The organism is Nonomuraea sp. NPDC003214, from assembly GCF_053590035.1.
In genome coordinates this window covers 286214-298257 of the sequence record NZ_JBSFSX010000010.1, presented here as the reverse complement: position 1 = coordinate 298257, position 12044 = coordinate 286214, and the positions used below count along the sequence as shown (strand labels likewise).

The window sequence follows — 12044 nt, the reverse complement described above, 5'->3', positions numbered from 1 at the left end:
GGGCGGCCCGCACCCTCGACCTGCGCGGACGCCCTTCCACAGCCCCCGAATCCCGGACGGCGCCTTCCCACGCCCCCGGTCCCGCTACCATCGAGTGTCCTCGCCCCGTCGGCAGTGAAAGTGGCAGCAGAATCCATGAGTTCGGTGACCGTACGGGTGCCCGCCAAGGTCAACGTGCAGCTTTCCGTCGGCCCGCTCCGGGATGACGGCTACCACGACCTCGTCAACGTCTTCCACGCCGTCTCGATCTTCGACGACGTGGTGGCCAGCGAGTCGGAGACCATCGGCGTCTCGGTGACCGGCGAATGGGCCGACCGGGTCCCGGTCGACGACAGCAACCTCGCCGTCCGCGCCGCCCGCGCCCTCGCCAAGCACGCGGGCCGCACCTACGGCGTCGACCTCGTCATCCGCAAGGCCATCCCGGTGGCGGGCGGCATGGCGGGCGGTAGCGCCGACGCGGCCGGGGCGCTGCTGGCCTGCAACGAGCTGTGGGGCCTCGGCCTGCCGCGCGAAGACCTCATGGAGATCGGCGCCGACCTGGGCAGCGACGTGCCGTTCGCCCTCATGGGCGGCACCGCCGTCGGCACCGGCCGGGGCGAACGCCTCGCCCCGCTCACCACCCGCGGCGCCTTCCACTGGACGTTCGCGATCGCCGACGGCGGCCTGTCGACCCCCACGGTCTACGCCGAGTGCGACCGCCTCCGCGCCGCCACGTCGTCGAAGATCCCCTGGCCGGAGGTCGACCCCGACCTCATGGAGGCGCTGCGCGCCGGCGACCCGCACGGCCTCGCCCTCCACCTCGCCAACGACCTCCAGCCCGCCGCCCTGGCGCTGCGCCCCTCCCTGGCCACCACCCTGGCCGCGGGCCGCGCCGCCGGCGCCCTGGCCGCCCTGGTCTCCGGCTCCGGCCCCACCTGCGCCTTCCTCGCCGCCGACGCCGCCCACGCAACCCGCCTGGCCCAAGCCCTAGCCCAGACCCAAGGCACCTACACGGCCATCCCCACCTCCGGCCCCGCCCCCGGCGCCACCCTCCTCTAACCCCCAGCCAACACCCCAGCCCGCCCGGCCCGCGCGTTGAGGCCGCCCGCTCGGGCCGCGCGTTGGGGCCGCGCGGCTGGCCTGCCCGCTCGGCCTGCCCGTTCCGGTCGCACGTTGGGGCCCGCCCGCTCGGGCGGCGCGTTGGGGCCGCCCGGCTGGCCCACCCACTTGGCCTGCCCGTTCAGGCCGCATGTTGGGGCCCGCCCGCTCGGGCGGCGCGTTGGGGCCGCGCGGCTGGCCCACCCACTTGGCCTGCCCGTTCAGGCCGCATGTTGGGGCCCGCCCGCTCGGGCGGCGCGTTGGGGCCGCGCGGCTGGCTTGTCCGCTCGGCCTCCCCGCTCGGCCTGCCCGTTCTGGCTGCACGTGGGGACCGGCGGGGCGATCACCCGACGGCGTACGGGCGTGCGAGTGTGCGTGCGTACGACTGCACGGGCGTGTGGGCGTACGGGTGCATGGGTGTGCGGGCGTGGGGTGTACTCGCGCGGGCCTCCGGGCCTCCGGGCCTCCGGGCCTCCGGGCCTCCGGGCCTCCGGGCGTACGGGTGTGCGGGGGAATGGGCGCGCGGGGGTGTCTGGTGTTGCGGTTCGGCGGGCCCGGGGCGGGGGCGTTCACGTTGGGGCGGGCGTATGTGCGGGGCTGAAGGCGGATGCGGCGGGTCCTAAGCCCACTGGGGGGAGTTTCGTGCTCTCCGTGAGCCGATACGCTTGGAGAACGATGAACCTGGTCAATCTCGAGTCAGTCTCCCACGCCTACGGGCCCAAGCCGCTGCTCAGCGACGTCTCCCTCGGGGTCGAGATGGGTGAGCGCATCGGTGTCGTGGGCCGCAACGGCGGTGGCAAGACCACGCTGCTGAGCGTGATCGCCGGAGACGTCCGGCCCGACAGCGGGCGCGTGACGCACACGCGGGGCCTGCGCGTCGGCTTCCTGTCGCAGCAGGACCTGCTCGACCCGTCACACAGCGTGCGCGAGACCGTGCTGGGCGAGCTGGCCGAGCACGAGTGGGCGGGCGACCAGCGGGTCCGCGAGATCCTCGGCAACCTGATCGGCGACCTCGACCTCGACGCCAAGGCGGGCGACCTGTCGGGCGGCGAGCGCAGGCGTACGGCGCTGGCCCGGCTGCTGATCGGCGAGCACGACCTGATCATGCTGGACGAGCCCACCAACCACCTCGACATCGAGGCGATCGCCTGGCTGGCCGCCCATCTGGCGGGCCGGAAGGGCGCGCTGGTGGTGGTCACGCACGACCGCTGGTTCCTCGACGCGGTGTCCACCCGTACGTGGGAGGTCGTCGACGGCCGGGTGGAGCGCTACGAGGGCGGATATGCCGCGTACGTGCTGGCCAAGGCCGAGCGGGCGCGCATCGCCCAGGCCGCCGAGGAGCGCCGCCAGAACCTCATGCGCAAGGAGATCGCCTGGCTGCGTCGTGGCCCGCCCGCGCGTACGTCCAAGCCGAAGTTCCGGATCGAGGCCGCGCAGGCGCTGATCGCGAACGAGCCGCCGCCGCGCGAGACCGTCGAGCTGATGCGCTTCGCCGCCGCGCGCCTGGGCAAGACCGTGTACGACCTCGAAGACGTCACGCTGCACGCCGGTGGTCCCGGCGCGGGCCCGCTGGTGCTCGATGACTGCACCTGGCAGTTCGGCCCCGGCGACCGCATCGGCCTGATCGGCGTCAACGGGTCCGGCAAGTCGTCGGTGCTGCGCCTGCTCGCCGACACGATCAAGCCCGACTCGGGCCGGGTCGTGCGCGGCAAGACCGTACGCCTCGCGCACCTGTCGCAGGAGCTCGCCGAGCTCGACCCCACGCGGCGGGTCCTGGAGACGGTCGAGTCGGTGCGCAAGTACATCCAGGTCGGCAAGAAGGAGTGGACGGCCTCCCAGCTGCTCGAACGCCTCGGGTTCAAGGGCGAGGCGCAGTGGAAGGTCGTCGGCGACCTGTCCGGTGGCGAGCGCAGGCGGTTGCAGTTGCTGCGCCTGCTCATGGACGACCCGAACGTGCTGCTGCTCGACGAGCCGACCAACGACCTCGACATCGAGACGCTGAACGAGCTGGAGGACCTGCTCGACGCCTGGCCCGGCACGCTGATCCTGGTCACGCACGACCGCTACTTCCTGGAGCGGGTCACCGACCGGTGCGTGGCGCTGCTCGGCGACGGCCGGCTGTCGTTCCTGCCGGGCGGGGTGGACGACTACCTCGAACGCCGCGCCGCCGGCACCGCCGTGACGGCTCGCGTCGCCGGCACCCCGGCCGGGCAGCCCGCCGCTCAGTCGGCCAACTCGGCGGCCCAGCCCGCGCCTCCCACCGGCGAGGTCGCCGGCCTCTCGGCCAAGGAGGAACGCGAGCTGCGCAAGGAGCTCAACCGGCTCGAACGGCAGCTCGACAAGCTCAGCGGCCAGGAGGCCAAGCTGCATGCCGCGATGGCCGACGCGGCCAGCGACTACGCCAAGCTCGGCTCCCTCGACGCCCAGCTCCGTGACCTGCACGCGCAGAAGGAGACCGTCGAGGCGGAGTGGCTGGAGCTCGCCGACCGCCTGGGCGACTGACACCGCCGACCCCGCCCCGGGTGAACGCCGTACGGGGCCCTCGGGCATCAAGCGTGACCGGGGGTGCGACAGGGCCTTTCGGGCGCGCGGGTGGCGGCTGCCCCCTGGGCATCCGTGCCGGGTGGCCTGTGCGGGCCCGTATGCGGTCGCCCCCATGTGGGGGAGGGGCGTGGAGCTCAGCCGGCGGTCAGCTGTCGAAGGGCGCGAGGAGGGTGCGGAGGAGGGCGGCGAGGGTTCGCTGGTCGTCCGGGGCGAGGGAGGACAGGAGCTCGTGCTCGCGCCGCAGCAGGTCGGAGAAGGCGGCGTCGACGCGGGCGAGCCCGGTGTCGGTGAGGGAGACGAGGACGCCGCGCCGGTCCTCGGGGTCGGGGCGGCGGCGGACGAGGCCGGCCTGGGCGAGGCGGTCGATGCGGTTGGTCATGGTGCCGGAGGTGACGAGGGTGGCGCGCAGGAGGGCGCCGGGGCTGAGCTCGTACGGCTTGCCGGCGCGCCGGAGGGCGGTGAGCACGTCGAACTCCCAGGGTTCGAGGTCGTGTTCGCCGAAGGCGGCCCGCCGGGCCCGATCGAGGTGCTTGGCCAGCCTGGACACCCGCGAGAGCACCTGGAGCGGTTCGACGTCGAGGTCGGGGCGTTCGGCCCGCCACGCCGCGACGAGCCTGTCGACCTCGTCCTGCGCATCGTGCGTCATGGCATGAGTGTACTGTCTTGACATCGAGATACATATCTCGATACCAATTATCTTCATGTCAAGAGATATGTGGGACCCGGCCACGTACGACAGGTACGCCGACGAGCGGTCGCGGCCGTTCTTTGAGCTCCTCGCCCGGGTGCGGGCCGACAGCCCCGATTATGTCGTGGACGCGGGCTGCGGCACCGGCGAACTGACCACGGAGCTGGCCCGCCGCTGGCCGGAGGCGACGGTGGACGGCTTCGACTCCTCCCCGAACATGATCACCAGAGCCCGCTCGATCGACGGCGCCACGCCGAGGTTCGCCGTCGCCGACGTGACCACCTGGCACCCCGACCGCCCCGTGGACGTGCTGGTCAGCAACGCCGTCCTCCAGTGGGTCCCCGAGCACCGCGACCTGATCGAACGCTGGGTCGAGGCGCTGAGCCCAGGCGGCTGGCTGGCCTTCCAGGTCCCCGGCAACCATCGCGCCCCCAGCCACGCGGCCATCCGCGAGCTGTGCGCGTCGCGGGAATGGTCGGACCGGCTCGGCGACCTCGACAGGGGCGACCCGGTCGGCACGCCGGTGGACTACGCGGACCTGCTGAGCGGCTGCCGGGTGGACGCCTGGGAGACCACGTACGTGCACATCCTCCAGGGCGAGAGGCCGGTGCTCGACTGGGTGTCCGGCACCGCGCTGCGCCCGGTCCTCGACCGGCTGCGCCCGGACGAGGCCGAGCGGTTCACCGCCGAGCTGGCCGGGCTGCTCGCCGACGCCTATCCCGCGAGGGAGTACGGCACCCCGTTCCCGTTCCGCCGGATCTTCGTGGTGGCCCAGAAATGATCACAGCGCTGCACCATGTCCAGCTCGCCGCGCCGGCGGGCAGCGAGCCCGAGCTGCGGGCGTTCTACACGGGCGTGCTCGGGCTCACGGAGGTGCCCAAGCCGCCGGAGCTGGCCAGGCGGGGCGGCGCCTGGTTCCGGGGCGACGGCGTGGAGGTGCACCTCGGCATCGAGGAGGACTTCAGGCCGGCCCGCAAGGCGCATCCGGCGTTCCTGGTGTCGGACCTGGACGCGCTGGTGGCCAGGCTGCCCGACGCGGTGCCGGACGAGCTGTTCCCCGGCTACCGGCGCGTGTACGTGTCGGACCCGGTGGGCAACAGGATCGAGCTGCTTCAGCCCGTGTGATGTTCGTCCCGGGGTGACATCATTGTCCGGAGAACCGGACTCTTGCGAGGTGTCGTGGGCATCGAGATCGAGGACAAGTTCGACGTTCCCCCCGGCTTCGAGGTGCCGGACCTGACCGGTCTGGCGGAGGTCGTCGGCCCCAAATCCTTCCGGCTCGTCGCCCTTTATTACGACACACCCGATCTGCGGCTGGCGTCCAGGGGCGTCACGCTCCGGCGCAGGCGCGGCGGCGCCGATCCCGGCTGGCATCTGAAGCTGCCCAAGGCCAAGGGCGTGCGCCAGGAGATCACCCACCCGCTCACCCGCAGCACCAGGATCGTCCCCGCCGAGCTGGCCGAGCTGGTCCGCGCCTACACGCGGGGAGCCGAGCTCCAGGTGGTCGCCGAGCTCGACACGCGCCGCAGCATCACGGTCCTGCGCGACGGCGACACGAAGCTCGTGGAGATCGCCGACGACCGCGTCAAAGGCACGGTGTTCGGCAAGAACGGCGAAACCGGCGGCGATGCGGTCACCCGCTGGCGCGAGGTCGAGGCCGAGCTGCTGGAGGGCGACGCCAAGCTGCTGGCCAAGGTGGGCAAGCGGCTGACGAAGGCGGGCGCCGCGCCGTCGGCGGCGGCCAGCAAGCTGGCCAAACTTCTCGGCCCGCCACCGGTCCCGCGCGCCGAGCTGGAGCCGGGCACCGCGGGTCACGCCGTCGCCGGCTACCTGGCGGGCCACGTGGCCGCCCTCCTCACCCAGGATCCCCGGGTACGGAGGGCCGAGCACGACGCGGTGCACCAGATGCGCGTGGCCGCCCGCAGGCTGCGCAGCGCGCTCAAGGCGTTCAAGCCGATCGTCCGGGGTACGGCCGAGCTGCAGGAGGAGCTGCGATGGCTCGGCGAGGTGCTGGGCGAGGCCCGCGACCTGGAGGTGACCAGGGCCAGGTTCGCCGCCGAGCTGGACCGGCTGGCGCCCGAGCTCGTCACCGGCCCCATCCGCGCCCGCCTCGGTGACGACCTGCTCAAACGCGAACAGGAGGCCTACGGGCGCATCCGCGAGGAGCTCAGCGGCGAGCGCTACTACCGGCTGCTGGACGCGCTCGACGGGCTGGTGGCCGAGCCCCGGCTGACGAAGGCGGCGGCCGAGCCCGCCGCGAGCACCCTCCAGGACGTGGCGGAGGCGGGCTGGGCCCGGGTGACCGGGGCGTACGAGACCGCGCGGGCGATCGCCGACCCGCAGGCGCGCGAGCTGGCCATGCACGACGTGCGCAAGGCCGCCAAGCGCGCCCGCTACACCGCCGAGGCGCTCCAGGGGCCGCTGGGCAAGCCGATGGCCAGGCTCGCCGAGCTGGCGGAGGACGTACAGGAAGTGCTGGGGGCGCACCAGGACGGGGTGGTCGCGCAGGAGACGCTGGCCCGTGAGGCGCAGGCGGCCAGGGAGGCCGGCGAGGACACGTTCACGTACGGGCTGCTGGTCGGGCTCGAACGGGCGGCGGCCGAGCGGGCGCACGCGGAGTTCCCCCGGGTGTGGGCGGAGACGACACGGGCCGCGGCGAAGCTCACGTCTCGTGGTGCTCCACGCTGACAATCCGCCCGCCCACCCGGTGCAGCACGGCGAACGCGCCCTTGCGCAGGTGCAGGTCAGTTCCGCCGAGCGCGGCGATCAGCTCGGGCAGCACCTTGCCGTGGCTGCACACGACGGCGGGCCCGGTCAGCTCGCCGACCAGCGCCGGGGTCTTGCGCGGGTCCTGGCTCTCCTCGGCCAGCAGCGCGTCGCGGGTGATGTCGCGGGTGTACGGCTCCAGCGTCTGGACGCAGCGCAGGCTGGGTGAGCTCAGCACGGTCCTGGGCCGGAAGGCGGGCAGGACGGCGGCCAGCGTCGCGGCCTGGGCCCTTCCCTCGGCGTCGAGCGGGCGCAGGGCGTCGTCGCCCTGCCACTCCTGGCGGGAGCCCGCCGAGCCGTGCCGCACCAGGACGAGCGGGACCGTGTCCAGCGGCGCGGCGGGCAGCGCGCGCAGCAGGCCCGCGTCCCACTCGTAGGTCAGCAGGTCGCGCGCCCGTTCCGGGGACAGCCAGCGCAGCTCGTCGACCTCGTCGCCGGGCGTGAACGGGTCCTCGGCCGCCACCCGCCCGGCCCAGTAGTCGACCCGCTTGGGCCGCGTGCCGAGCAGGTAGTGGACCGGGGGCAGGGCGCGGCCGAGCGTCACGGTCAGGCCGGTCTCCTCGCGCACCTCGCGCAGCGCGGCGGCGATCACGTGCTCGCCGGGCTCCAGCTTGCCCTTGGGAAAGGTCCAGTCGTCGTAGCGCGGCCGGTGGACGACGGCCACCTCGGGGGAGCCCTCCTCGCCGCGCCACACGACGGCGCCGGCGGCCCGGATCGGGTCAGTCGTCAATGGTCCTCCAGCGGCGCGTGCCGATCAGGTGGCTCTGCAGGTCCTCGCCCTGGTGGCGCACCCACGCGCCGTCGGAGCCGAGCCACCACGTGCTCGTGGTCTCGGCCATCGCCTGGTCCATCAGCTCGATCAGGTACGCCTTGTGCTGCGGCGAGGTGACCTTGACCAGGGCTTCCACCCGGCGGTCGAGGTTGCGCCGCATCAGGTCCGCGCTGCCGATCCACACCTCGGGCCGCCTGCCGAGGCCGAACTCGTACACCCGGGAGTGCTCCAGGAAGCGCCCCAGCACCGAGCGGACGCGGATCGTCTCCGACAGGCCGGGGATGCCGGGCCGCAGCGTGCACACGCCGCGCACCCACAGGTCCACCGGCACACCGGCCCGTGACGCGCGGTAGAGCGCGTCGATGATCGGCTCGTCGACCAGCGAGTTCGTCTTGATCCTGATCCGCGCCGGGCGGCCCGCCTGCTGGTGGGCGATCTCCCGCTCGATCCTGGCCAGCAGCCCGCCGCGCAGCGAGTGCGGCGCGACCAGCAGCCGGCGGTAGGCCGAGTGGTTGGAGTAGCCGGTCAGGTGGATGAACAGGTCGGTGACGTCCTCGCCGACCAGCGGGTCGGCGGTGAGCAGGCCGAAGTCCTCGTACTGCCGGGCGGTCTTGGGGTTGTAGTTGCCGGTGCCGATGTGGCAGTAGCGGCGCAGCTCGCCGGAGGCCTCCTGGCGGACGACCAGCGCGAGCTTGCAGTGCGTCTTGAGCCCGACGACGCCGTAGACGACGTGGCAGCCGGCCCGTTCCAGCTTGCGGGCCCAGGAGATGTTGGCGTGCTCGTCGAACCTGGCCTTGATCTCCACCACGACCACGACCTGCTTGCCCGCCTCGGCGGCGTCGATGAGCGCATCGACGATGGGGGAGTCGCCGCTGGTCCGGTAGAGGGTCTGCTTGATCGCCAGCACCCTCGGGTCGGCGGAGGCCACCTCGATGAAGCGCTGCACGCTGGTGGCGAACGAGTCGTACGGGTGGTGCAGCAGCACGTCGCGCTCGCGCAGCACCGCGAACAGGTCGTCGGCCGAGCTGATCGCCTCGGCGGGCACGAACGGCCGGTAGCCGAGCTCGCCCCGGTCCAGGTCGGCGATCGCGTGCAGCCCGGTCAGGTCGAGCGGCCCGGCGATCCGGTAGATCTCGTGCGGGGCCAGCTCCAGCTCCTCCACGAGCAGGTCGAGCACCTCCTGGGTGATGGTGTCCTCGACCTCCAGCCGCACCGGCGGCCCGAACCTGCGCCGCCGCAGCTCCTTCTCCAGGGCCTGCATGAGGTTCTCGGTGACGTCCTCGTCGACCTCCAGGTCCTCGTTCCTGGTGACCCGGAAGACGTGGTGCTGGACGATCTCCATGCCCTTGAAGAGCTGGCCCAGGTGCGCGGCGATGACGTCTTCCAGCGGTACGAACCGGTCCTTGGACGCGGTCACGAACCGGGGCAGCTGCGAGGGCACCTTGACCCGGGCGAACACGGTGTGGTCGGTGGCCGGGTTGCGCACCACGACAGCCAGATTCAGGCTCAACCCTGAAATGTACGGAAACGGGTGGGCGGGGTCGACGGCCAGCGGCGTCAGGACCGGCCGGATCCGCTCACGGAAGAGCTTGCGCAGCTCGGTGCGTTCCTCGCGGCCCAGGTCGTCCCAGCGGACGATCTCGATGCCCTCGGTCGCGAGCTGCGGGCGGATCCGCTGGTGGAAGGCCGCCGCGTGCCGCCGGGCCAGATCGTCGGCGACGGTCGCGATCCTGGCCAGCTCCTCGCTCGGCTTGAGCCCGCTCTTGGTGCGCAGCAGCAGGCCGGTCGCCATGCGCCGCTTGAGCCCGGCCACCCGGACGCGGAAGAACTCGTCGAGGTTGCTGGCGAAGATCGCCAGGAACCGGACCCGTTCCAGCAGCGGCAGTGAGGCGTCCTCGGCCAGCTCCAGCACGCGCTCGTTGAACTGCAGCCAGCTCTCCTCGCGATTGAGGAACCTCTCCTGTGGCAGGGGTAGATCGTTACCGGAATGCAGCAGTTCAGCGGACATACGTGGAATATGCCCGGTCCGGTTGAACAGAACGTTAACTTCCCCGCAACGACTTATTCGCCTGGCGAGACGCCCGGCTCTCAGTCGCCCGGCTCGCCCTGTCCCAGGCGGGCGGCCCGCTCGGCCAGCCGGGCCTCACGCTGGCGCAGCTTGTCCTCGCGCTCGCGGACCTTCTCGGCTTCCTTCATGAGCCGCTCGCGCTCCTTCTCGGCCTCTTTGAGCAGGCGCTCGCGCTCCTTCAGCTCGCGCACCCTGGCCTTCTCGGCCTCCTTCAACTCGCGCTGGCGGATCTTCTCCGCCTCCTTCTGCTCCCGCTCGCGGGCCTTCTCCAGCTCGCGCAGCTCCTTGTCGCTGGTGCGCGGCGCGACGGCGGGCTGCGGGACGGCGGGCTGCGGCACGGCGACGGGCTGCGGCCGGGTGGCCAGGGTGATCGTGGGCTGCGGGTTGAGCCCGGTCAGGCCGTTCCAGGCCAGGTTGACCAGGTGGGCCGCGACCTCCTCGCGGCCGGGCTTGCGCACGTCCAGCCACCACTGGCCGGTCAGCGCCACCATGCCGACCAGCATCTGGGCGTACATGGGGGCGAGCTTCGGGTCGTAGCCCCGGCCGACGAACTCGTCGGCCAGGACGTCCTCCACCTGGCTCGCGATCTCGCTGATCAGGCTGGCGAACGTGCCGGTGCCCGACGCGGCGTGCGAGTCGCGGACCAGGATGCGGAACCCCTCGCTGCTCTCCTCGATGTAGCGGAGCAGGGCCAGCGCGGCCCGCTCCAGCTTGACCAGCGAGTGGGTGGCCGACAGCGCCTCGGTGATCATGGCGAGGAGTTTCTGCATCTCGCGGTCGACGACCACCGCGTAGACGCCCTCCTTGCCGCCGAAGTGCTCGTAGACCACCGGCTTGGAGACCTGGGCGGTCGCGGCGATCTCCTCGATGGAGGTCCCGTCGAACCCCTTCTCAGCGAACAGGGTGCGACTGATCAGTATCAGTTGCTCTCTTCGTTCTCTTCCGGTCATACGCCTGCGAGATCGGGATTCGGTCACGGTTCCCATAATGGCGTGCTGTCAGGAGATTCTCTTGGCCGCCAGGCGTTCCGGAGTGGGCCAGCGCACGTCGTGCACCCAGCCGAGCCGCTCGAAGATGCGGATGACGCCGGCGCTCAGGTCGATCTGGCCCTTGAGGGCGCCGTGCCTGGCGCAGGTGGGGTCGGAGTGGTGCAGGTTGTGCCACGACTCGCCGAACGACGGGATGGCCAGCCACCACACGTTGCGCGACTTGTCGCGGACCTGGAAGTCCTCCTCGCCGAACACGTGGCAGATGGAGTTGATCGACCAGGTGACGTGGTGCAGCAGGCCGATGCGCACCAGCGAGCCCCAGAACAGCGCGGTCAGCGCGCCCTGCCAGGACCAGGTGACGAGGCCGCCGATGACGCCGGGCAGCAGGATCGAGGTGAGCGCGAGGGCGCCGAACCAGCGGTGGAGCTTCATCACGTCCGGGTCCCTGACCAGGTCCGGGGCGTACTTCTCACGGTTGACCCGGTCGGCGTCGAACAGCCAGCCCATGTGGGCGTACAGCAGGCCCTTGGTCATGGACTTGAATCCGGGGCCGAAGCGCCACGGCGAGTGCGGGTCGCCCTCCTTGTCGGAGAACTTGTGGTGCTTGCGGTGGGTGGCGACCCAGTCGAGCACCGACATCTCCAGGGAGAGGCTGCCCGCGATCCCCAGAGCGATCTTGAGCGGGCGCTTGGCCTTGAACGAGCCGTGGGTGAAGTAGCGGTGCAGGCCGACCGTGACGCCGAGACCGGAGATGACGTAGAAGACCGCCGCGATCACCACGTCGCTCCAGCCGATGAGCCCCCATCCCCACGCGATCGGCACGGCGGCGCCGATAGCGATCAGGGGGAGCCCGACGACCAGCGCGAACGTGATCAGTTCGGCCTTGGTGCGCGGTTCGGGTTCGAAGTCGGGCTTCGGTCCTGGGGTCGAGCGTTCGGCGAGTACGGTCATCGGCTGCCTCTCACGAGCTGTTTGCGGTGATTGTCCTGGCTACGCAAACGTAACCTACGCCATCGTAAGTTAGGAAGCCCTAAGCGGCGATGTGTGTTTCGCAACGGGCTTGCCAACGACATGGGTGGGTTTCATGGCTTGCGGCTTTTGGGACGGTCTGTTATGCCGTCTCCCTGCCCAGAGAAGGCG

At 71.9% G+C, this 12044-nt stretch carries 10 protein-coding genes; 5 read left to right on the top strand and 5 right to left on the bottom strand.

The window, feature by feature from the left end; all coding sequences use genetic code 11:
* Window positions 1-135: 135 nt before the first annotated feature.
* Together ACWDXC_RS31735 and ACWDXC_RS31730 are read left to right on the top strand one after the other, a co-directional pair.
* The gene (locus tag ACWDXC_RS31735) at window positions 136-1038 is read left to right on the top strand and encodes a 4-(cytidine 5'-diphospho)-2-C-methyl-D-erythritol kinase (RefSeq protein ID WP_449987832.1); all 903 of its coding nucleotides are present in this window, start codon (window positions 136-138) and stop codon (window positions 1036-1038) included.
* 714 nt (window positions 1039-1752) lie between these two features.
* Window positions 1753-3579: an ABC-F family ATP-binding cassette domain-containing protein gene (locus ACWDXC_RS31730; RefSeq protein WP_449987829.1), complete on the top strand. Its 1827-nt coding sequence runs from the start codon at window positions 1753-1755 to the stop codon at window positions 3577-3579.
* Between the two features lie 187 nt (window positions 3580-3766).
* On the opposite strand, the gene ACWDXC_RS31725 is transcribed toward ACWDXC_RS31730, so the two are convergent.
* Window positions 3767-4267: a MarR family winged helix-turn-helix transcriptional regulator gene (locus ACWDXC_RS31725; protein WP_219500316.1), complete on the bottom strand. Its 501-nt coding sequence runs from the start codon at window positions 4265-4267 to the stop codon at window positions 3767-3769.
* 55 nt (window positions 4268-4322) lie between these two features.
* On the opposite strand from ACWDXC_RS31725, the gene ACWDXC_RS31720 reads away from it, so the two are divergent.
* From ACWDXC_RS31720 to ACWDXC_RS31710, 3 genes are read left to right on the top strand one after another with little or no spacing between them, the layout of a single operon-like run.
* Entirely contained in the window at window positions 4323-5090 is a 768-nt protein-coding gene (locus ACWDXC_RS31720; protein WP_449987826.1) for a trans-aconitate 2-methyltransferase, read from the top strand.
* The gene (locus ACWDXC_RS31715; RefSeq protein ID WP_449987823.1) at window positions 5087-5434 is read left to right on the top strand and encodes a VOC family protein; all 348 of its coding nucleotides are present in this window, start codon (window positions 5087-5089) and stop codon (window positions 5432-5434) included. Before ACWDXC_RS31720 ends, ACWDXC_RS31715 begins: the two co-directional genes overlap by 4 nt.
* Before the next feature lie 54 nt (window positions 5435-5488).
* Window positions 5489-6997 carry a CYTH and CHAD domain-containing protein gene (locus tag ACWDXC_RS31710; RefSeq protein WP_449987820.1) on the top strand — a complete coding sequence of 503 codons (1509 nt, stop codon included), beginning with the start codon at window positions 5489-5491 and terminating at the stop codon, window positions 6995-6997.
* Here ACWDXC_RS31710 and ACWDXC_RS31705 read toward each other — a convergent pair.
* The 4 genes from ACWDXC_RS31705 to ACWDXC_RS31690 form a co-directional block, all read right to left on the bottom strand.
* Entirely contained in the window at window positions 6972-7805 is an 834-nt protein-coding gene (locus tag ACWDXC_RS31705) for an NUDIX hydrolase (protein WP_449987817.1), read from the bottom strand. The genes ACWDXC_RS31710 and ACWDXC_RS31705 overlap by 26 nt on opposite strands.
* Window positions 7795-9855 (bottom strand): RNA degradosome polyphosphate kinase, encoded by a 2061-nt coding sequence (locus ACWDXC_RS31700; RefSeq protein WP_219500324.1) that lies wholly within the window; start codon window positions 9853-9855, stop codon window positions 7795-7797. The genes ACWDXC_RS31705 and ACWDXC_RS31700 overlap by 11 nt, the downstream gene beginning before the upstream one ends.
* Before the next feature lie 80 nt (window positions 9856-9935).
* Window positions 9936-10865, bottom strand: coding sequence for a TetR/AcrR family transcriptional regulator (locus ACWDXC_RS31695; RefSeq protein ID WP_219500326.1), 930 nt, complete (start codon window positions 10863-10865; stop codon window positions 9936-9938).
* A 48-nt stretch (window positions 10866-10913) separates the two neighbouring features.
* The gene (locus ACWDXC_RS31690; protein ID WP_449987813.1) at window positions 10914-11855 is read right to left on the bottom strand and encodes an acyl-CoA desaturase; all 942 of its coding nucleotides are present in this window, start codon (window positions 11853-11855) and stop codon (window positions 10914-10916) included.
* Window positions 11856-12044 lie beyond the last annotated feature (189 nt).